Origin of the sequence: Acuticoccus yangtzensis (genome assembly GCF_001927245.1) — a bacterium.
GTDB classification, from domain to species: Bacteria; Pseudomonadota; Alphaproteobacteria; order Rhizobiales; family Amorphaceae; genus Acuticoccus; species Acuticoccus yangtzensis.
Genome location: NZ_MJUX01000004.1, coordinates 277,751 through 299,183, shown reverse-complemented (window position 1 = coordinate 299,183; position 21,433 = coordinate 277,751). Strand labels below are relative to the sequence as shown.

The 21,433-nt window shown below is 70.3% G+C and carries 16 protein-coding genes and 1 tRNA gene; 6 read left to right on the top strand and 11 right to left on the bottom strand.

What is annotated here, in order from left to right; genetic code table 11:
* Positions 1–70 precede the first annotated feature (70 nt).
* Both BIX52_RS12705 and BIX52_RS12700 read right to left on the bottom strand, forming a co-directional pair.
* Positions 71–1,231, bottom strand: a complete 1,161-nt coding sequence (locus tag BIX52_RS12705) for an NAD(P)/FAD-dependent oxidoreductase (RefSeq protein ID WP_075221437.1) — start codon at positions 1,229–1,231, stop codon at positions 71–73.
* Complete coding sequence (locus BIX52_RS12700) at positions 1,228–2,568, bottom strand: NAD(P)/FAD-dependent oxidoreductase (protein ID WP_075221436.1); 1,341 nt, start codon at positions 2,566–2,568, stop codon at positions 1,228–1,230. Before BIX52_RS12700 ends, BIX52_RS12705 begins: the two co-directional genes overlap by 4 nt.
* A gap of 442 nt (positions 2,569–3,010) precedes the next feature.
* Here BIX52_RS12700 and BIX52_RS22470 point away from each other — a divergent pair, with 442 nt between their 5' ends.
* The 3 genes from BIX52_RS22470 (at position 3,011) to BIX52_RS12690 (ending at position 8,372) form a co-directional block, all read left to right on the top strand.
* Positions 3,011–5,089, top strand: a complete 2,079-nt coding sequence (locus BIX52_RS22470; protein ID WP_108676561.1) for a hydantoinase/oxoprolinase family protein — start codon at positions 3,011–3,013, stop codon at positions 5,087–5,089.
* Positions 5,090–5,099: 10 nt separating this feature from the next.
* Positions 5,100–6,743 (top strand): hydantoinase B/oxoprolinase family protein, encoded by a 1,644-nt coding sequence (locus BIX52_RS22465; protein WP_083660214.1) that lies wholly within the window; start codon positions 5,100–5,102, stop codon positions 6,741–6,743.
* Positions 6,744–6,875: 132 nt separating this feature from the next.
* The gene (locus BIX52_RS12690; protein WP_075221435.1) at positions 6,876–8,372 is read left to right on the top strand and encodes an amidohydrolase family protein; all 1,497 of its coding nucleotides are present in this window, start codon (positions 6,876–6,878) and stop codon (positions 8,370–8,372) included.
* Positions 8,373–8,443: 71 nt separating this feature from the next.
* On the opposite strand, the gene BIX52_RS12685 is transcribed toward BIX52_RS12690, so the two are convergent.
* Together BIX52_RS12685 and BIX52_RS12680 are read right to left on the bottom strand one after the other, a co-directional pair.
* Entirely contained in the window at positions 8,444–8,908 is a 465-nt protein-coding gene (locus BIX52_RS12685) for a nuclear transport factor 2 family protein (protein WP_075221434.1), read from the bottom strand.
* 154 nt (positions 8,909–9,062) lie between these two features.
* Positions 9,063–9,611 carry a carboxymuconolactone decarboxylase family protein gene (locus tag BIX52_RS12680; RefSeq protein ID WP_075221433.1) on the bottom strand — a complete coding sequence of 183 codons (549 nt, stop codon included), beginning with the start codon at positions 9,609–9,611 and terminating at the stop codon, positions 9,063–9,065.
* Between the two features lie 106 nt (positions 9,612–9,717).
* Here BIX52_RS12680 and BIX52_RS12675 point away from each other — a divergent pair, with 106 nt between their 5' ends.
* On the top strand, positions 9,718–10,635 hold the full coding sequence (locus BIX52_RS12675; protein WP_075221432.1) for a LysR family transcriptional regulator: 918 nt from the start codon (positions 9,718–9,720) through the stop codon (positions 10,633–10,635).
* Between the two features lie 71 nt (positions 10,636–10,706).
* The gene (locus tag BIX52_RS12670; RefSeq protein ID WP_075221591.1) at positions 10,707–11,972 is read left to right on the top strand and encodes an ArgE/DapE family deacylase; all 1,266 of its coding nucleotides are present in this window, start codon (positions 10,707–10,709) and stop codon (positions 11,970–11,972) included.
* Positions 11,973–11,978: 6 nt separating this feature from the next.
* Here the strand turns inward: BIX52_RS12670 and BIX52_RS12665 are convergent, their stop codons facing one another.
* The 7 genes from BIX52_RS12665 to BIX52_RS12630 form a co-directional block, all read right to left on the bottom strand.
* A complete protein-coding gene (locus BIX52_RS12665) occupies positions 11,979–12,746 on the bottom strand; it encodes a maleate cis-trans isomerase family protein (RefSeq protein WP_075221431.1) in 768 nt (255 codons plus the stop codon).
* 8 nt (positions 12,747–12,754) lie between these two features.
* Entirely contained in the window at positions 12,755–14,185 is a 1,431-nt protein-coding gene (locus BIX52_RS12660; protein ID WP_075221430.1) for an amidase, read from the bottom strand.
* A 9-nt stretch (positions 14,186–14,194) separates the two neighbouring features.
* Positions 14,195–15,502, bottom strand: coding sequence for a TRAP transporter large permease (locus BIX52_RS12655; RefSeq protein WP_075221429.1), 1,308 nt, complete (start codon positions 15,500–15,502; stop codon positions 14,195–14,197).
* 46 nt (positions 15,503–15,548) lie between these two features.
* Entirely contained in the window at positions 15,549–16,103 is a 555-nt protein-coding gene (locus BIX52_RS12650; protein WP_075221428.1) for a TRAP transporter small permease subunit, read from the bottom strand.
* Positions 16,104–16,161: 58 nt separating this feature from the next.
* Positions 16,162–17,196, bottom strand: a complete 1,035-nt coding sequence (locus BIX52_RS12645) for a TRAP transporter substrate-binding protein (RefSeq protein ID WP_075221427.1) — start codon at positions 17,194–17,196, stop codon at positions 16,162–16,164.
* Positions 17,197–18,048: 852 nt separating this feature from the next.
* Positions 18,049–18,125: transfer RNA gene (locus tag BIX52_RS12635), tRNA-Arg, on the bottom strand.
* Between the two features lie 208 nt (positions 18,126–18,333).
* Positions 18,334–20,877 carry a heavy metal translocating P-type ATPase gene (locus tag BIX52_RS12630; protein WP_075221425.1) on the bottom strand — a complete coding sequence of 848 codons (2,544 nt, stop codon included), beginning with the start codon at positions 20,875–20,877 and terminating at the stop codon, positions 18,334–18,336.
* A gap of 104 nt (positions 20,878–20,981) precedes the next feature.
* Between BIX52_RS12630 and BIX52_RS12625 the strand changes: the two genes are divergently transcribed.
* Positions 20,982–21,383 (top strand): MerR family transcriptional regulator, encoded by a 402-nt coding sequence (locus BIX52_RS12625; RefSeq protein ID WP_075221424.1) that lies wholly within the window; start codon positions 20,982–20,984, stop codon positions 21,381–21,383.
* Positions 21,384–21,433 lie beyond the last annotated feature (50 nt).

The window sequence follows — 21,433 nt, the reverse complement described above, 5'->3', positions numbered from 1 at the left end:
GATGAACGGCCGAGCGGGCGGCGTGGCCGGATGACGAGAGGGCGAGGGCGTTTGCGTCATCCGGAAAACCTCATCCGTGGAGCGTCAGTTGGGCGGCGGCGGGGTCCTGCCCGGACAGCCGGTCGAAGCGGAAGGCGTCGATGTCGAGGCGGGGCGGGTGACCGCGGGCGATGTCGGCGGCGAGCGCGCCCGTCACCGGGCCGATGGCGAAGCCGTGGCCGGAGAAGCCCGCCGCCACGGCGGCGTTGGCAAGTCCCGGCACGCGGTCGATGACGGGGAGCGAATCCGGCGTCACGTCTAGAAGACCGCCCCACACCGCTTGAAAAGGCGCTTCGCCCACGGCGGGCAGAACGTTGGCCACCTTGGCGATGGTGTTCATCACCTGCACCGTGCGCGGCCGGGCGAGCGGGCGGCCCTCCTGCGTGATCAGCGGTCCGTCGAACGGCTCGCGCCCGCTGGTGAGGCGGAAGGAGCCGTTCGCCTCCTGGCGCACCGCGAGGTCCGCGTTGGCGACGCCCAGAACGGGGCCGAGCGTCGGCGCAACGGGAACGGTCTGCACCACGGTGACGATGGGCACGATCATCGGGATCGCAGCGCCCAGCGGGGCGAGGAGGTCGTTGACGTGGATGCCGCCCGCGATGACGACCGCGCCGGCCGCGATGCGCCGCGTCGGCGTCACCGCGTGGGTAAAGCGCCCGCCCTCCGCGTGGAGGGACAGGACCGGCTCGCCGAAGGAGAGGGTCGCCCCCGCGCGCTCGGCGGCGGCGAGGGTGGCGGTGACGGTGGCGACCGGGTCGGCGTGGCCGTCTGTGGCGCAGAAGGAAGCGGCGATCACCCTGTCCGACAGCGCGGGGGCGACGGCGCGCACATCGCTGAGGGTGGGAAGGAAGGCGAGGTCCAGTCCGGCCGCCGTCTGGTCCGCGACGAGGCGCTTGATCACCTCCACCTCGTCCGCCGTGCGGGCCAGGCGCAGGTTGCCCATCTGGCGGTAGTGGGTCGGCGCGCCGAGCCGCTCGGCAAGGTCAGGCCAGAGCGCGACGGCGGCCTTGGCGAGCGGCAGCTCCGCCGCGTGCCGGCCGGATTGGCGCACCCCGGCGAGCGTCCACCCCGAGGCCATCGCCGCGGGCCCGTATGTGTCCACCACCTCGACCGTGAGGCCCGCCTCGGCCAGCTCCAGCGCCGCGCTCGCCCCGGTGATTCCGGCGCCGATGACGAGAACGTCGACGCTCATGCGGCGGCCTGCGTGGCGGCGGGTTTGGCGGCGGCGGAGCGGAAGGCCTTGAAGCGGGCGAGGGCGAACGGGGCGGGATCGGCGAGCGGCGTGCGGCCGGTCATCAACTGCGTCGCCATCCGCCCGACGCCGGGGCCGATGCCGAACCCGTGGCCCGAGAGGCCGGTCGCGATCCACAGCCCCGGCGTTCCCGGCGTCTCGTCGATGATCGGCACCTCGTCCGGCGTCACGTCGATCATGCCGCCCCAGGCGCCGGCGATCTCGACATCCTTCAGCGCCGGGTGCAGGCGCTTGGCGGTGGCGAGGATGTCGCCCAGAAGCGCCATGTCCGGCGCAGGATCCAAGACGCGCACCCGCTCCATGGGGCTTTCCCGGTCGAGGTCCCAGGCGCGGTGTCCGAGCGGGCCGAAGAACTCCGTCCCCAACCGCACCTTCGTCATCCCCCAGCGGTGGGTCAGGATCGGCAGGAAGGTGAAGAGGTGACGGAAGGCGGCGGGGATGATCTGGAAGGTGGACGCGTTGGTGCGGCCCACGGTGTAGCCGCCATCGGGCCGGCGGCGCAGCGAGGCCCCCGTCGCGCCGAGCCCGCCGGGGTGGATTTCGGGCGCCGCCGTGGTCCTGCACGCCTGCGAACGCACGGCGAGCTGCGGGATGAAGACGCCCATGTTCTCCAGCAGTGTGCGCGACCATGCGCCCCCGGCGATGACGGCCTGTGAACAGGCGATCGTCCCGCGCTCGGTGACGACGCCGGACAGCCGGCCGCCCGCCTTGTCGAACCCGCGCGCGGCGCAGCCTTCCACCACCGTCACGCCCGCCCGCGCCGCGGCCCGCGCGAAGGCGGGGACGGCGAGCGTCGGCTCGGCGGTCATGTCGGACGGGGTGTGGAGGGCGCCGGCGAAGGCGCGGTCGTCCCGCCCAAGCAGCGCGTCCGTCTCGGCGGGGGACAGCAATTTCGTGTCGAGCTGGAAATCGCGCACGGAGTCCAGCCATGCGGACCGGTCGGCAAGCTCGGCTTCGTTCTGCGCCAGGTAGGTGGTGGAGTGGCGCCCGAAGCCGATGTCCTCGCCCGTCTCGGCGGCGAGTTCTTCCCACAGCCGCGCACTCTCGATCATCAGGCCGAGCTCGCGCGCGTCACGCCCCTGCTTGCGGATCCAGCCCCAGTTGCGGGACGATTGCTCGCCGGCGATGCGCCCCTTCTCCAGCAGCACCACGCTGTGCCCGTCGCGCGCCAGGAACCACGCCGTGGTGACGCCGACGATGCCGCCGCCGATGACGACCACGTCGGCGGCGCGGGGAAGGGCGGTGTCGTGCGAGGCGGGGCGTTCAGGCTCTGTCACGGTCGGGCATCACGGGCTTTGCGCTTTTAGGTCAGCGCCTTGGTGCAAGAGCCCGGCCAGTTGGACCGCCCGGACGCGAAAGGGTGAGAGCCCGGAGCGAGCGGCGAACACTTGTCGCATCCGCCGTTCCGGGGTGCATGCAAGGGTGGGCAATGCATGACGCATACATGACGATGTTTCACACGCATTTTGTCAACCATGCTTGCGGCTGCGCGGCGGCGGGGCCGTCAAGTCACCGAAATGCTTCGGGTTTCGTGTCGTCCGAGGAGCGTACGGGTCGGCCGTCACCCGGGCTTTGGCATTCCATTTGCGCAACCATTGCGCCGTTTGTCACCAAAATCATCCGCCGCTGCCCTTTATTTCATGCTTATAGAAATTGGCACGCGTTGACCGTTTCGCCGCGCCAAACCTACCCTCGCGGCTTGGTTTGCGATGGTGAAATATGCTGCGGCTCGGCGTCGATATCGGCGGAACATTTACCGACTTCGCGCTGGTGGACGGTGCCGCCGGGCGCTCGGCGATCCACAAGCGGCTGACGACACCGGGGGAGCCGGCCCGCGCCGTGATCGAGGGTGTCGCCGCCATCGCCGCGCAGGAGGGCATCAGCCCGGCCGATATCGGCGAGATCGTCCACGGCACCACGCTCGTCACCAACGCGTTGATCGAGCGGCGAGGCGCGACGGTCGGCATGCTGGTCACCGCGGGCTTTCGCGACACCTTCGACATCGGCCAGGAGCAGCGTTACGACCTCTACGACCTGCGCCTGAAGTTCGCCGACCCGCTTGTGCCGCGCCGCCGCCGGGTGGAGATCGCCGAGCGCCTGCGCCACGACGGTAGCGTCATCCGCCCGCTCGACGAGGACGAGGTGGCGCGCGCCGTCACCGGCCTCGTGGCGGACGGCATCGAGGCGCTCGCCATCTGCTACCTCCACGCCTATGCCGACCCTGCCCACGAGGCGCGTTCGGCCGAGATCGCCCGCGAGGTGGCGCCGCAGCTCTATATCTCCACCTCGTCCGGCGTCTTTCCCTTCGCGCGCGAGTTCGAGAGGTGGACCACCACCACCGCCAACGCCTACGCCCAGCCGATGGTGGACGCCTATCTGGCGCAGCTCGAGGCGGGGCTTCAGGGGCTGGGCTTTGCCGGGCGGCTCGCCATCATCGCGTCAGGCGGCGGGCTGATGACGCTCGCCACCGCGCGCCAGTTCCCGGTGCGGCTTCTGGAGTCCGGCCCTGCGGCGGGCGTGCTGATGGCCGCGCGCGTGGGCGAGGTGGAGGGAACGCCGGACCTCATCGGCTTCGACCTCGGCGGCACCACCGCCAAGGGTGCCCTCGTGCGCGGCGGGCGGCCGTTCAAGACCTACGCCTTCGAGGCCGCCCATTCCTACAAGCACAAGACCGGCAGCGGGCTGAAGCTGCAGATCCCGGTCATCGACATGGCCGAGATCGGCTCCGGCGGCGGCAGCATCGTCACCGTCGACGAGCTCGGCCTCTTGCGCGTCGGGCCGCGTTCCGCCTCCGCGGTTCCGGGCCCCGTCTGCTACGGGCGCGGCGGCACGGAGCCGACCCTCACAGACGCCAACCTGACGCTCGGCTATCTCGACCCCGGCTTCTTCCTCGGCGGCAAGATGGCGCTGGACGCTCCGGCCGCCGCCGCCGCCATCGCCGCGCGCACCGCGCCCTTGAAGCTCGACACCGTGCGCGCCGCATGGGGCATCCACGACATCGCCAACGAGGACATCTGCCGCGCCTTCCGCATGCACGCCACCGAACGCGGGTTCGACTATCGCCGCTCGGCCATGGTGGCGTCCGGCGGCGGCGGGCCGATCCATGCCGCCCGCATCGCCCGCAAGCTGAAGGTGCCGCGGGTGATCTACCCGGCCGGGGCGGGCGTCATGTCGGCGTTCGGCATGCTGGTCGGTGCCACGTCGTTCGAGATCGTCCGCTCCTTCCGCGCCAGCCTCGCCGCGTTCGACGCGCCCGCCTTCGCCGCCACGCTGGCCGAGATGGAGGCCGAGGCGACGGAGTATCTCTTGAAGGCCGGGCTCTCCCCCGCCGACATCACCATCGAGCGGCGGCTGGACATGCGCTACGCCGGCCAAGGCTACGACATCGAGGTGACGCTGCCCGCGGACGTCACCCCGGACGAGATGCCCGGCCGCCTGCCGGACGTGTTCGCGGCCGCCTACCGCGCCACATTCGATACGCTGCTGGACCAGCCGCTCGCCATCGTCGCTCTGAAGGTGGAGGCGGTGGGGCCGCGCCCAGGCATGCCGGCGGGCCTTGCGGGGGGCGACGAGGCGGGCGCCGCCACCGCTGCGCTGAAGGGGAGGCGCCGCGCCTTCTTCCCCGCGGCGGGAGGCATGGTCGACTGCCCCGTCTACGACCGCTACCTGATCGCGGCGGGCGAGACGATCGCCGGCCCGGCGCTGATCGAGGAGCGCGAATCCACCATCCTGATCGACGCCGGCGACACCGCGACCGTTCAGCCGAGCGGCGCCGTCGTCGCCGCGATCGCCGCCTGAGGAGAGACCGATGCCAGCTTTCAACGCCGTCGACCTCTCGATCCTCTGGGAACGCCTCGTCTCGATCACCGACGAGGGCGCCACCGCGCTCATCCGCACCTCGTTCTCCACGTTGGTGCGCGAGGGCTTCGACCTCTCGGTGCTGATCTTCGACCGTGACGCGCGGATGATCGCCCAGTCCACCAAGTGCATCCCGGTGTTCATCGGCACCGCGCCGATCACCCTGAAACACATGCTGGCGAAGTTTCCGGGCGAGACGCTGGACCCCGGGGACGTGGTGGTGTCGAACGACCCCACCATCGGCACCGGCCACATGTACGATCTTGCCGTGATGCGCCCCATCTACCGCGACGGGGCGCTGGCCGGATACGCGATGTCGATCACCCATCTGCCAGACATCGGCGGCATGGGCTTCTCCGTCTCCGCCACCGAGATCTATCATGAGGGGCTGCGCCTGCCGATTACTAAGCTGGTGAAGGCCGGGCGGCTCGACGATGACCTGATGGAGCTGATCAAGCTCAACGTGCGGGTGGCCGACCAGGTGGCGGGCGACATCCACGCCAACCTCTCCTGCACCTCGGTCGTCGTGCGCCAGGTGCTGGACTTCATGGACGAATACGGCCTCGCCAGCCTCACCCCGCTGGCGGACGAGATCCTGGCCCAGTCCGAGAACGCCGTGCGCCAGGCGCTGCTCGCGATGCCGGACGCGGAATATGTCAGCGAGGCCGAGGTGGAGGCCTATGACGAGGTGCGCACGCTGAAATGCCGCGTCACCAAGCGCGGCGACCGGCTGACGGTGGACTTCGACGGCACCGGCCCTTGCGTCGGCGCCGGGATCAACGTGCCGTTCCCCTACACGCGGGCGATGGCGCTTTATGCGCTGAAGTGCATCACCACCCCGGCGATCCCGAACAATGACGGGGCGACGGCGCTGATCGACGTGGTGGCGCCGGTGGGGTCGATCCTCGCCGCGGTGCCGCCGTCGCCCTCCGCCGGGCGCCACACCATCGGCCATTTCGTCGTGCCGCTGATCTTCGACGCGATGGCGCGCATCGTGCCGGACCGGGTGACGGCGGCGAGCGGCCTCATCGACATCATGACCTTCCAGGGCCGCCATCCGGACGGGCGCCAGATGTCCGCCAACTACTTCGTGTGCGGCGGTTTCGGCGGGCTGAAGGACATGGACGGGCGCCAGACCACGCCGGGATCGTCCAACATGGGGACGACGCCGATCGAGGTGTTCGAGCCTTTGTCCGGCCTGGTGGTGGAGGAGAAGGCGCTTTTGGCGGACTCCGGCGGGGCGGGCGAGTGGCGCGGAGGTGCGGGCCAGCGCGTCGTCATCCGCAACGATACGGGGCATGATCTCGTCCTCTTCTCCATGGCCAACCGGACGATGTTCGCCGCGAACGGCATGTTCGGCGGCGCGGCGGGGACCAAGCGCGTCCACCTCGTCGACGGCGAGCCTGTGGTGGGGCAGGGGCGTCACGTGATCGCCCCCGGCGGCCGGGCGGAGCTTCGCCAGGCGGGCGGCGGCGGCTACGGCCCGCCGGATGCGCGCCCGCTCCCCGCCATCGCCCAGGACATCGAAGACGGCTTCCTCACCCCGGAGGGCGCCGTTGCGGCTTATGGCGAGCGTGCCCGCGGGCTCGGCTGAGCTGCCGCGCCGCCGCCGGACCCTCGCTAAAGCCTCGGCGACACGTCATCCTGCCACGTCCATGTCCCAGAAGGGGGCCGCCTTGCTTGCCATCCTCGCCACATGCCCTGCGCCGCGCTGCGTGGTGACCCTGTGAGCGCCCGCCCAGTCGTCATCCGCGGTGGCCGCCTGGTCGACATCGCCGCCCACACCGCGCCCCTCGCCGACATTCTGGTGCTGGACGGAACGATCGCCGAGATGGGCGCCCCCGGCCTCGCCGCGCCGGACGACGCCGAGGTGTTCGACGCGTCCGGCATGCTGATGCATCCCGGCCTCATCAACGGCCACACCCACGGCCACGGCGGCCTCTCCAAAGGCATGGCCGACCGGTTCACGCTGGAGATCCTGCTGACGGCGGGGCCGTGGATGTCTGGCCCGCGCCAGGTGGAGGACAAATATCTCTCCACCTATCTGGGCGCGGCGGAGATGCTGCTGAAGGGCTGCACCGCCTGCTACGATCTCACCTACGAGTTCCCGGTCCCCACCACCGACGGTCTCGCCGCCTGCGTCAAAGCCTATGCCGATGTCGGCATGCGCGCGGTCGTCGCGCCGATGGTGGCGGATATCTCCTTCTTCGACGCCATTCCCGGCCTTCTGGATGCACTCCCCAAGGCGCTGCAGAAGGACGTGGAGGCGATGCGCATGGCGCCGGGCGACACGACGCTGGCCGCCATCCGCGCCGGGCTGAAGGCGTGGGCAGGGCCGTCCACCATCCGCCCGGCCGTGGCGCCCACCATCCCGCACCACTGCACCGACGCTTTCCTCACCGGCTGCCGCGACATCGCCCGCGAGCATGGGCTCGGCCTTCACAGCCACGTCGCCGAATCGCGCATGCAGGTGGTCGCCGGGCGTACGCTCTACGGCATGACGCAGCTTGCGCACATGGACCGGCTCGGCCTCGTCGGCCCCGATTTCGTCGTCGCCCACGGCGTGTGGCTGAGTGATGAGGACATGGCGCTTCTGGGTGGCCACGGCGGGTCCGTGTCGCACAATCCGGGCAGCAACGCGCTTCTGGGCAACGGTGTCGCCCATGCGCGCAAGATGCTGGACCGCGGCGTGAACCTCGCCATCGGCACCGACGGGTCGAGCTGTTCGGACAATCAGAACATGTACGAGGCGATGCGCACCGCGGTCTACATGAGCCACGCGCGCGGGCCTGACGCTTATGCGGAGTGGCTGTCCACCTCCGAGGTCCTGACCGCCGCCACCGCCGGCAGCGCGCGGGCGCTGGGGCTGAGCGACGTCGGCCGCATCGCGCCGGGGTACAAGGCCGACATCGTGTTCCTGGACCTGTCGTCCATCAACCTCATCCCGCTGAACGATCCGGTGAATCAGATCGTGCAGTCGGAGGACGGGCGTTCGGTCCACTCCGTCATGGTGGACGGGCGCGTGGTGGTGGCGAACGGCAAGCTCGTCGGCGCCGACATGGCGGGCCTCGCCGCATCCGCCGAGCGCGCCCGCGAGCGTCTGGAGGCCGCCACCCACGACAAGCGCGCCCTGTTCGAGAAGCTGCTGCCCGTGGTGGGGTCCTACTGCCCCGGTCTCGGTCGCCAGCCTCTGGCGAACGAGCGGCACCTGCATATCCACTGACCCCGCGCGGTGACGGTTCCGGCGGACGGGCGCGCCGGTACCAATGTCGGGGGCCGTGGAGGCCGGTAGGGTCAGAGGCCGAGCGCGCTGAGGCCGGGATGATCGTCCGGGCGGCGGCCGAGCGGCCAGTGGAACAGGCGGTCCGCCTCGGCGATGGCGAGATCGTTGATCGAGGCGTGGCGGCGGCGCATCAGCCCGCCCGCGTCGAACTCCCAGTTCTCGTTGCCGTAGGAGCGGAACCAGGCGCCGGATGCGTCGCGCCACTCGTAGGCGAAGCGCACGGCGATCCGCTCGCCCGCGTGCGCCCACACCTCCTTGATCAGCCGGTAGTCCTGCTCGCGCGCCCACTTGGCGGCGAGGAAGCGGGTGATCGCCTCGCGCCCTGTGATGAACGTGTCGCGGTTGCGCCAGACCGAATCCGGCGTATAGGCGGCGGCCACGCGCTCCGGGTCGCGCGTGTTCCAGGCATCCTCGGCCATGCGCGCCTTGGCGGCGGCGGTCGTGGCGGTGAACGGGGGCATGGGCGGGCGGCTCATGGGCATCTCCAAAATGCGGGAGGGCGTGCGGGTCCGGGAGGCCGACGGCTGCCGACATGGCAGCGCTGAAATGGCGGCCGTGATCAACGGGGGGCAGCGTGCGGCACCGGCGGAGCAAGCCACCGGCGCCGCGCTGCACGTGGCGTCGGAGCGGTCAGGCGGCGACCGTATCGACGGCCGGGAAGTCGACCTCGGTGTTCGCGACTTCGTTCAGGTAGTTGGTCAGAACGTTCAGCGCGACGTGGGCGACGATCTCCACCGCCGCGGCATCGTCATAACCGGCGTCCTTCAGCGCGCCGAGATCGTCCACGTCGATGTGGCCGCGGTTCTTGGCGACGGCGACGGCGAAGCGCACGGCCGCATCCGCCTTCGGGTCGGTGGAGCGGCCGTTGCGGTTGGCGGCGATCTCCTCGGCGGGCAGCTTGGCGAGGTGGGTGCCGAGATAGGTGTGCGCCGCCAGGCAGTAGGTGCAGCCGTTGTAGGCGGCGACGGCGAGGGCGATCCGCTCGCGCGTGGCGGCCGGCAGCCGGCCCTTGCCGAGCGCGCCGAACAGGCCGAGGAAACCCTCCAGCGCCGCCGGGCTGACGGAGGCGAGACGGAAGAGGTTCGGCACGCTGCCGAGCTGCTTGCCGACACCCTCCAAGAGCGGGCGGGAGGCTTCGGGCGCGGCGTCGACGGTGGCGGGATAAGCGATGCGGGACATGACGTGTTCCTTTCGGGCTTCGGTTGGTGAACCTCAGCTAGACCCTCTCGCCCCCGCCAAGTAGACTGCGCTTTCGGGAACACTCCTCCCGCAAATTGGAAGGGTCATGGACCGGCTCGACGCCATGCGCCTGCTCGTTGCCGCCGTCGATGCAGGGAGCCTGTCCGGCGCCGCGCGGGTGGCCGGTCTGCCGCTCGCCACCGTCAGCCGCCGCGTGGCGGACCTCGAGGCCGCGCTGGGGGCGCAGCTCCTCAACCGCTCATCGCGCGGCCTGTCCTTGACCGATCCGGGGGCCGACTATCTCGCCGCCTGCCGCCGCATTCTGGAGGATGTGGCCGAGGCCGAGCGTGTGGCCTCGGGCGAGTTCAGCGCCCCGCGCGGGCTTTTGACGGTGACCGCGCCCATCGTCTTCGGCCGGCTTCACGTTCTTCCCGCGGTGGCCGCCTTCCTCAAGACCTACGCCGAAGTGGCGGTGCGGCTGGAGCAGACGGACCGCGTCGTCAGCCTTGTGGAGGAGCGGGTGGATGCGGCGATCCGCATCGGCGCGCTGCCGGACAGCGGGCTGAGGGCGCGCCGCGTCGGGGCGGTGCGCTGGGTGGTGTGCGCCGCGCCCGCCTACCTCGCGGCGCGCGGGCGGCCGGACCGCCCCGCCGACCTCGCGGAGCACGACTGCGTGACCTTCGCCAGCCTGATGCCCGCCGACCGCTGGCGTTTCGGCCCCTCGTGGGCGCCCGGCCGGGCCGACGAGACGGTGCGCATCCACTCGCGCCTGATGACCAACACCGCGGAGGCGGCGATCGCGGCCGCGGTGGACGGTCTCGGCCTCACCCGCGTCCTCTCCTATCAGGCGGCCGACGCGGTGGCGTCCGGTGCGCTTCGGGTGGTGCTCGCCGAGCATGAGCCGGAGGAATGGCCGGTCCACCTCGTCTACCCCGCCGGGATGGTGCCGCAGAAGGTCCGCGCCTTCATCGACTTCGCCGCCCCGCGCATCGAGGCGAGCCTGGCGGGGGCCGCTTCCCGATGACCACCGACCCATTCACCGCCCTAATCAGCACCGCACAGGAGCGCGATGTGAACACCACGCTGTCCGCCGACATGAGCCGCGCCATCCTCGCCGAGGTGCGCAAGGGGTTCGCCGATCAGGTCCGCTTCACCGAGGACCTCGTGCGCTTCCCGTCCCTGCGCGGGCAGGAGCACACGGCGCAGGACTTCATCGCGCGCGAGCTCGCCAAGCGCGGCTACGGCGTCGACCGCTGGCGCATCGACCCCGAAGAGATCCGCCACCATCCCGGCTTCTCCCCCGTCGCCGTGGATTATTCCAACGCCTACAACGTCGTCGGCGCGATGCGGCCGCGTGAGGAGACGGGCCGCAGCCTCATCCTCAACGGACACATCGACGTGGTGCCGACCGGACCGGCGGACATGTGGTCGGCCCCGCCCTTCGAACCGCGCGTCGAGGGTGATTGGCTCTATGGCCGCGGGGCGGGCGACATGAAGGCCGGGCTGGCGGCCAACATCTTCGCCGTCGACGCCCTGGCGCGGCTCGGCTACCGGCCGGCGGCCACGCTCTACCAGCAGTCGGTGGTGGAGGAGGAGTGCACCGGCAACGGCGCGCTGGCTGCCCTCCTGCGCGGCTACACCGCCGATGCGGCGATCATCCCTGAGCCGGAGGACAACCGCCTGGTGCGGGCCAATGTGGGCGTCATCTGGTTCCGCGTCCACGTGCGCGGCGCACCGGTCCATGTACGCGAGGCGGGCACCGGGGGCGACGCCATCGGCGCGGCCTACACGATCATCGCCGGGCTGCGCGCGCTCGAGGAGCGATGGAACGCCATGAAGGGCGAACACCGCTTCTTCGAGGACGTGGACCACCCGATCAACTTCAACGTCGGCAAGATCGAGGGCGGCGACTGGGCGTCCACCGTTCCCGCCTGGTGCTCGCTCGATTGCCGCATCGCCATCTATCCGGGTCAAGACCCGCACGAGGCTGCGCGCGAGATCGAAAGCGCGGTGCGCGATGCTGCGGCGGGGATCGCCTTCCTCGCCAACTCGCCGCCGCAGGTGGAGTTCAACGGCTTCTTCGCGCGGGGCTATGTGCTGGAGCCGGGCAGCGAGGCGGAGGGGCTGCTGGCGCGCTGCCACCTGGCGACCTTCGATGCGCCGCTGGAAAGCTTCGTCACCCCCGGCTATCTCGACGGGCGCGTGTTCGTGATCTACGCGGACATGCCGTGCCTGGTCTACGGGCCGGTGTCGGAGGCGATCCACGGGTTCGACGAGAGGGTCAGCCTGTCGTCGACCGAAAGGATCACCGGGGCCATCGCCCTCTTCATCGCCGAATGGTGCGGGCTGGAGCGGATCTAGGCCCCGTCACCCCGCCTCAAAGAGCCGCCCCTCGGCGCCGAGGGGGGCGGTGTCGATCCCGGCGAGACGCAGGCACTGCCACAAAGTCACCGCGATGGAATCCAGCACCGGGATGCCGAGTTCGGCCTCCAGCGCCGCGACGTGACGGGTGCCGCGGAAGTTGGTGCAGACGATGGCGATGGCGTCGGGCTTCGCCTCGGCGGCGCGGCGCACGAGGTCGGCCACCAGAGCGTCCGAATATTCGGCGAAGGTGAAGTTGCCGGGATCCTCCAGGTGCTCTTCGGACACCACCGTCAGCCCGGAGGCCGCATAGTTGGCGGTGATCTTCTCCTGCACCTCGGCAAGATAAGGCGTGACGAGGCCGATGCGCTTGGCGCCGAACACGCCGTACGCCTCGCGGAAGGCGAGCGATGTGGTGGTGGCGCGCGCGCCGGTCGCCGCCTCCATGCGGGCGACCATCGCCTCCTCGCCGGCAAGGCCCAGCCAACTGCCGGACGTGCCGTTCCAGGCGATCACGTCGCAAAAGGCCTCGGCGAGCTGGGCGGCTGCGGCGAGCTGGGCGGCGTCGCCGAACTGGTCCTTGGAGGCGCCGGACAGCGAAATCTCGGTGACCTTCAGCCGCGCGAAGTGGGCCGTCACGCTGTCGCCCAGCGGCCGCAGCATCGCCGCCGTATAGGGCTCCAGCACCGTGTTGGACGACGGCACGATCATGCCGAGGCGCGTCCACGTGCTGCGCGGGTAGTCGCGCCGCAACGAAGGGTCGGTGGGGGTCATCGGGTCCGTCATGAGAGAGCGCTCGCCATCGCCGGCCAGCGCGGGAACAGGTTGACCTCGGCGGCGTAGGCGTTGGCGAGGTCGAGAAGCAGGCTCTCGCCGCCGAGGTCGGCGATGAACTGGGCGCCGATCGGCAATCCCTCGTCTAGCGGGCAGGGCAGCGACATGGCGGGGTGACCTGCTGCGTTCACCCACCCGGTATAGACCGCGTGGCCGCGCGGGCCGACCGCGGTGCCGTCGATCTCAGGCGGAAACACCTCGGCGAAGGGCCACGGCATCGCCGCGCAGGCGGGCATCAGGACGAGGTCGCAGTCCGCGAAGACGGCCGAGGTCTGCCGCTTCACCAGCGCCACGGCCTCGATGATGGCGAGGAGATCGGCGGCGCTGCGGCCGGCGCCGCGTTCGGCCATCCCGATATATTTCGGCATCGCCTTGGCACGGAAATCGGGCTCGGTCTCCATCAGCCGCGCCAGGCCGATTTCGGCGATCGCGCTCCAATGGGTGGCGAGGTGGGCGGTGTCGACGGGAAGGTCGCCGGGGACGACCCGGTGCCCCATGCCGGAAAGGACATCGCCCGCACGGCGAACGGCGGCGAGGATCGCCGGATCGCACGGCGCATCGTCCAGCCGCTCGACCAGGCGCACGGTGAGGGGGCGGTCCCCAGCGCCGAACCCGGTGCCCGGATGCGGCGCGACGCGCGGGCGCGAGGCGGGGTCGGTGCGGTCCGGCCCCGCGAGCGCCTCGAACAGCAAGCGGTTGTCGGCGGCGCTCCGGGCGAAGGTGCCGATCACCTCGAAGTCCATGAGGATCTGCGGCAGGCCGCCGGCGCGGGCGATGGTGCCGATGCCGGGTTTCAGCCCCACGAGGCTGGTGTAGGCGGCCGGGCGCCGGGTGGAGCCGCCGCCGTCCGTTCCCAGCGCCAGAGGGACGAGCCCCGCCGCCACCGCCGCCACCGAGCCGCCGGACGAGCCGCCCGGCGTCAGGTCGAGGTCGAACGGGTTCTTGGTGTCGCCGAAGAGGGCGTTGCCGGTGTAGCCCTCACACGCGAATTCGGGCGTGTTGGTCTTGCCGACGATGATCGCCCCGGCCGCCCGCAGCCGCGCCACAGGGAGTTCGTCCGCCGCGCACGGGTGGCCCGCATAGAGCGCGCTGCCGAAGGTCGCCGGCATGCCCGCCACGGCGATGTTGTCCTTCACCGCCACCGGCACACCATCGAGCGGGCCGATGGGGGTGCCCGCCGTCCAGCGAAGGGCCGAGGCCGCGGCCTCCTCCCGCGCGGTGGAGGACAGCGCCACGAAGGCGTTCAACGCCCCGTCCAGCGCGGCGATGCGCGCAAATGTCGCCTCGATCACGTCCACCGGGGACAGGGTGCGCGCGGCGTAGGCGGCGAGGAGTTCGGTGGCGCCGAGGCGCCACACTTCGTCATGAGCGATGGTCATGGCGCGTCTCTAGCGCACCTCCGCCGGAAGCCACAGCACCACCTCGGGCACCATGATGAGGAAGATGGTGAAGAGGATCATGATCACCGCATAAGGGATCGCGCCCTTCACCACGTCGCCGAACGGGCCGCGGTCCGTTCTGACGCCCTGAACGACGTAGAGGTTCATGCCGACCGGCGGCGTGATCATCCCAAGCTCGCACATCAAGACCACGAAGATGCCGAACCACACAGGGTCGATGCCGGCCGCGGTGATCACCGGCAGCGCGATCGGGATCGTCAGCACCTGCATGGACAGAACGTCCATGAACATGCCGAGCACCAGGTAGAAGACGATCAGCACCAGGAGGAGCGACGTGGCCGACAAGCCGAAGGAGGCGACCCACGTGGTCATCGCCTGCGCCGCGCCGCCGAGCGCCAGGGTGACGTTCAGCATGAAGGCGGCGACGACGATGAGGAGGATCATCCCCGTCGTCTTGGCCGACTGGCGGAACGAGACGTCGAGCAGTGCGAAGGTCAGCCGGCCGGAGAAGGCGATGAAGATCAGCGCCGCCACCACCGCCAGCGCCGCCGACTCGGTGGGCGTGGCGATGCCGAGATAGATCGACCCCATGACGACGAGGAAGATCATCATCGGCGGGATGAGGTGGACGGCGAGCTTCAGCCGCTCCTTGATCGGCAGCAGCGTCTCGCGCGCGTCCCGCTCGGCCGGGTCCGGGCTGATGATGCTGTGAATGGCGATGTAGGCCATGAAGCACAGCGTGAGGAGCACGCCCGGAACGATGCCGGCGATGAAGAGCTGGCCGATGGAGACCTCCGCCATCGACCCGTAGATGAGGAGGTTGACCGACGGCGGGATGAGGATGCCGAGCGTGCCGCCCGCCGCCAGCGACCCCAGCGAGCGGCTGGGGCTGTAGCCGCGCTTGGTGAGGTTGGGGAGGGACACGGTGCCGATGGTGGCCGCCGTTGCGACCGACGAGCCGGAGGTGGCCGCGAACATGGCCGATGCGCCGATGTTGGTGTGGAGAAGCCCGCCCGGGAGGCGCACGAACCAGACCGCGAGGGCGGTGTACATCTTGTCCGCGAGGCCCGAGCGCAGCAGCAATTCGCCGAGCAGGATGAAGAGCGGCACGGCGGTGAGGATGTTCTCGTTGAGGACGCCCCAGGAGACCGGCCCCATGGACATCACCAGCGGCCAGCCGAAGATCAGCACCCCGCCGATAACCCCCGTCACCACCATGATGACGGCGACCGGGAAGGAGAGGAGCAGCATCGCGATCATCGCCGCGAAGCCGATGAGGACGGCGGATGCGCTCATGAGGTGACCGCCGCGGGACGGTGGCCGGGGTCGAGGAGGAGTCGGGTCATCGGGACTGCACGTTTTCCAGTTCTTCGCGCACCTCGTCGGCGGCGCCCTTGGGGTCGAAGCTCTCGCTGATCTTGGAGAGGCGCCCGGTCACCAGAAGCGCCGTGGCGTAGATGGCGAGGCCGCAGGAGGCGGTGGCGAACAGCACATAGCCGGCGAACCAGCCGCTTTGCGGATAGATGAGCGGGGTGGCCCAGGGGCTCTGCGCGGTCGATCCGTAGGCGATCGTGTCGCGGATGACCGAGGTGCCGATATAGACGAGGAAGATGCCCAGCGCGGCGAGCGAGACGGCCGACAGCCAGTCGAGAATGGCGCGCACGGGGGCGGGGAATTTGCCGTGCAGCACGTCGATGCGCACGTGGGCGCGCTCCACCAGCGCCACGGTGAAGGACAGCGCCGCGCCGATGGCCAGAACGTAGCCGCCCAGCTCGTCCGCGCCCTCGAAGGAGACGTTGAAGAGCTTGCGGCTGACCGTTTCGGCGGCCACGAACAGGGACAGGGCGACGAGGGCGAGGCCGAACAGCCAGCTTGCCGCGCGGGAAAAATGCTTCATGGCGCCTTCCGGTGAGGAGAGAAGGCCCGGCCGCCTGAGCCGCCGGGCCGCCGTTGTCTTATTCGAGGCCGAGCGCGGCGCCGACCGTCGCCATCCAATCGGCCGAGCAGGTCGGGTTGACGGCATCGCAGATCTCTTTCCACGCCGGGAAGGAGATGTTGGTGAGGGCGCCCTGGATGATCTCCTTGTCCGCGTCCGAGATCGGCACGCGGGTGAGGTCGTAGAGCTTCACCGTCTCGCAGGGCTCTTCGCCGACGTTGCAGCGCACCGCGTCGTTGAAGATCTCTTCCGAGTAGGCCCAGATCTCGCCGGTCAGCTCGTCGAACGCGGCCTGGATCTTCTCCTGCTCTTCGGCGGAAAACTTGTTCCAGACGTTGAGGTTGATGCCGTAGCCCTGCACCGCGACCTGGAAGGCGATCGGCAGCATGTAGCTGGTCTCTTCCGGCCAGCCGGCGGTGTTGGCCGAGGACGGGCCGGTCACGGCGCAGTCGATCACGCCGCGGGCCAGCGACTGGTGCACTTCGGAGAAGCCGATCGGCACCGGCGTGCCGCCGACGGAGGAGATGAAGTTGGCGAGCGACTGGTCGTAGACCCGCACCTTCTTGCCGGACAGATCGGCAAGCTGGGCGATTTCCGGCTCGCAGAAGAGCACCTGCGGCCCGAACGGCCACACGCCGAGCAGCTTGGTATTGAATTTGGCCTGAAGCTGCTTGTCGACGACCGGCATGAAGGCGGTGATCGTCTTCTTCGCGGTCTCGTAGTCGGGGTTCTGGCCGACGAGGTCGAGGCCGAGGATGGTCGGCTCGTCACGGCTGACCTGGCCGAGGCGCAGGCCGATGATGTCGAACAGGCCGGACTTCAGGAGGCGAAGCTGTTCGGGCTCCTTCACGCCGGTGACGTCGACCGGGGTGTAGGTGACGTTCGCATCGACGCCTGTTTTTTCGGCAAAGTTCTCGAAGAAGGGCTGCTCGAAGTTCTTCATGATGAGGCCGGTGGAACCGGGTTGCCCCATGACTTTGAGGTTGACCTGGGCGTGTGCCGCGCCGGCGGTCAAGGCGACCGCCATGGCGATGGCAGGAAGTCGAAGGTCCATGAAGGGGCTCCTTGGTGCGGCGCCGTGGTGGGCGCCCGGTTTTGGATGGCATTCCAAAATGCACACCCTGTGCCAGGAGGCCGCAGAGAGGCCGCAGAGCCTGTGGCTACGCGCTGCAAAGCAGATGTTCAGTTTAGATGGTGCGCGGGGAGGGGGCGGGCCGGTTGATCGTGGTTCGGCGGGGGACGGGGGGTGGCCGGCAGCCGGCGACCGTGGTGGCGGGTGGCGGCCGCCACGCCGCGTGGCAGTGGCGCCGGCCGTGGGTGCTGAGCGGTGCGTCGCGCCTCATGCCGCGTGTGGGCCGCATGCCGCGTGTGGGCCTCATGCCGCGCGTGCACCTCGTACCGCGCGTGGGCCACATGCCGCGGGGGTGCCGCAGCGGGCGGGGGTGGCGCATGCAGTGAAGGTTCCCCACGCCGCGGGGGCCGCAGGCCGCGAGGATGCCGTGGCTCCTCGCGGGCGCGCGAAGGCGCTGGGGACCAGTTTCGATCCACGCTCCCGCGTAAGCGGTATTTCCTCGCGGGGGCGCGAAGGCGCTTGAGCGCTCCGGTAACAGCCGCGCTCTGCTGGAAGAGGCACGAGGCGGGCTGTCGCGGCGGCGCAAGGAGGCGCGGTGGCGGCGCCCGCGGTGCGCGGTGACGGCCTGACGCTGTCACGGGCGGCTTGACTGGGCGCTCGCGCAGCGCCTGTTGGTGACGAGCGAATACGCGGGACGGACGCGAAAGCGGCCGCGACGCGGAGGGACGTCCCGTCGCGAACGAGCGCTGCGGTCCGAGCGGATGGTCAGCCGGTGCCGGTCGTAAGCGGTGTGGTAGGTGGAGTGTGCGGTGTGCGCTAAGCCATTGTGACCAATGGCGCGCCGGGGAGGATTCGAACCCCCGACCCCCAGATTCGTAGTCTGGTGCTCTATCCAGCTGAGCTACCGGCGCGGGCCTCAGCAGCTTCGGGCGGGGCCGAAGTGCGTCGGTGGGCGTGATCTATCGCTCCCCCCGGCCCAATGCAAGCGCCATCGTCACTCCGGCGCGAAAAACTTGCCCGGTTGTCCACAGAGGCCGCCTGCCGGACCCGGTGGTCGAAAAAATTAAGGAGCGAAGACAAAGGGTTGGGCGCGGGCCTCCCCCGCGCCCCCGAGAGCGGTCAGATCCGCGCCGCCTTCAGACGCAGCGCATTGCTGATCACCGAGACCGACGACAGGCTCATCGCCGCCGCCGCCACCATCGGCGACAGCAACAACCCGAACACCGGGTAGAGCACCCCCGCCGCGATCGGCACCCCCGCCGCATTGTAGACCAACGCGAAGAAGAGGTTCTGGCGGATGTTGCGCATCGTCATCAGCGCCAGCCGCCGCGCCCGCACGATCCCGGTGAGGTCGCCCTTCACCAAGGTCAGGCCCGCACTCTCGATCGCAACGTCCGCGCCCGTGCCCATGGCGATGCCGACATCGGCCGCCGCCAGCGCCGGGGCATCGTTCACGCCGTCGCCCGCCATCGCGACCGTGCGGCCCGCCGCCTTCAGCTCGGCGATGATCGCCGCCTTGCCCTCGGGCGACACCTCGGCGCGCACGTCGTCGATGCCGAGGCGGCCGGCGATGGCGGCCGCCGTGCGCGCGCTGTCGCCGGTCGCCATCACGATGGTGAGGCCGAGCTCGTGCAGCGCCTTCAACGCCTCCGCTGTCGTCTCCTTCACCGGATCGGCCACGCAGATGAGACCGGCGCACACACCGTCCACCGCGGCGATCATCACCGTCTCGCCCGCATCGCGCCGCGCACCGGGGTCCACCGCGTCGATGGAGATGCCGAGCGCCTCCATCATCGCCTCGTTGCCGAGGGCGACGGTGCGGCCGTCCACGGTGCCGCTCACGCCGCGCCCGGTCACCGCCTCGAATCCTTCCGCCTTGGTGAGCGTGACCCCGCGCGCTTCGGCCCCCTTCACGATCGCCTCCGAGAGCGGGTGCTCGGACCCCCGCTCCAGACTGGCGGCGAGGCGCAGAAGCTCCACCTCGTCGAACCCGGCCGCGGGAAGAACGGCGACGAGGTCGGGCCGCCCCGCGGTCAGCGTGCCGGTCTTGTCGACCACCAGCGTGTCGACATTGGCAAATCCCTCCAGTGCCTCGGCGTTGCGGATGAGAACGCCGGCCTGGGCCCCGCGCCCGGTGGCGGCCATGATGGACATGGGCGTCGCCAGTCCCAACGCGCACGGGCAGGCGATGATCAAGACCGAGATCGCCGCGACGAGCGCGTAGGAGAAGGACGGGGAGGGGCCGAACACCGCCCAGACGGCAAAGGCCAGCACCGCGACGCCGATGACGGCGGGCACGAAATAACCCGCCACCCGGTCCGCCACGGATTGGATCGGCGCGCGCGAACGCTGCGCGCTCGCCACCAGCTCGACGATCTGGGACAGCATCGTGTCCTTACCGACGCGGCGCGCTTCGATGATCAGGGAGCCGTTGCGGTTCAAGGTGGCGCCGGTCACCTGGTCGCCTTCGGATTTCTCCACCGGCAGCGGCTCGCCCGTCAGCATGGATTCGTCGACCGAGGATCGCCCTTCGGCCACCGCACCGTCGACGGGGATCTTCTCGCCCGGTCGGACTCGCAGGCGGTCACCGACGGCGACGTCCTCCAGCGCGATCTCCTCCTCTCGCCCGTCCGCCCGTACGATGCGCGCCGTCTTGGGGGCGAGGTCGAGAAGGGCGCGGATCGCCGTGCCGGTCTGCTCGCGCGCGCGCAGCTCCAGGATCTGGCCGACGAGGACGAGGACGATGATCATCGCCGCCGCCTCGAAGTAGACGCCGACGCTGCCGTTGTGGCCACGGAAACTGTCCGGGAAGAGTCCGGGCATCAGCGTCGCCACCACGCTGAAGGCGTAGGCGGCGGCGACACCCATTGCGATCAGGCTGAACATGTTGAGGTTGCCGGAGCGGAAGGATTTTGCCCCGCGCACCAGGAAGGGCCAGCCGCACCACAGAACCACCGGGCTCGCCAGCGCCAGCTCGGCCCAGCGCGCCGCCGTGGCCCCGATGAGGCCATGCACGTCGAGCCCCACCATGGGGCCCATGGCGATGACGACGAGCGGCACCGTCAACACCGCGCCGATCGCCGCGCGGCGCTGGAAGTCGATCCGCTCCGGATTGGGGCCGACGTCGCCGGTGGGGACGCCCATCGGCTCAAGCGCCATGCCGCAAATGGGGCAGTCGCCCGGCCCGACCTGCTGGATCTCGGGGTCCATCGGGCAGGTGTAGATGGTGCCCTCCGGCATCGGCTCCGGCGCCGGACGGTCGCCGAGATAAGCGGACGGGTCGGCGGTGAACTTCTCCTCGCACCGGGCCGAGCAGAAGTAGAAACGCTCGCCCTCATGCTTGGTCATGTGTTTCGCGGTGGCGCGGTTCACCTTCATGCCGCACACCGGGTCGATCGCGGTGATGTAGTCGTCGGGCGCCGCGGCGAACTTCTTGCGGCAGCCCTCGCAGCAGAAATGGTAGGTGTGGCCCTCGCGCTCGAAGGTCGGCTTGCCGGCGGCGGGGTCCACGGTCATGCCGCAGACCGGGTCGCGGATCACCTCGTTCGCCTGAGGCTTGCCCGCGGCGCCGGAATGGCCGCCGCAGCAGCCCTGATGATCGGCCGCGTGGCCGCTTGAATGATGGCCGCCTTCGTGGTGGCCGCCCGCACTATGCTCGCTCATAAGCGCGCCTCTTTCGTTCTTGCGGAAAGGCAGATGGGGCTTCCAGCCACTGGAAGGTCAAGGGGCGGGGGCCTATCTCCGTGCGGACAGGACAGGGGGAGCCGATGAACATCTCCGAGGCGGCGGCCGAAAGCGGCGTGCCGGCCAAGACCATCCGCTATTATGAGGACATCGGCCTGGTGCGGCCGCCGCGCCTTGCCAACGGCTACCGCGTGTTCGGTGCGGCGGAACTCGCCGCGCTCGCCTTCATCGGCCGGGCCCGCTCCCTCGGCTTCAGCGTCGAGGACTGCCGCACGCTTCTGGCGCTGGAGCAGGGCGGCACCAGCCACGACGTGAAGGTGATCGCCGAGGAGCACCTCACCCGCATCGCCGCCAAGATCGCCGAACTCGAGGCGATGCGCGGGACGCTGAAGGCTCTCGTCTCGCGCTGCCGGGGTGACGACGGCGCCGATTGCCCGATCATGGACGACCTCAGGCGCCCCGCCCACGCCACGCACGCGGCCTGACCGGCCGCACCTGATGAACGCCGCGGGGCGCCCGAGCCGCGCGGCTCGAC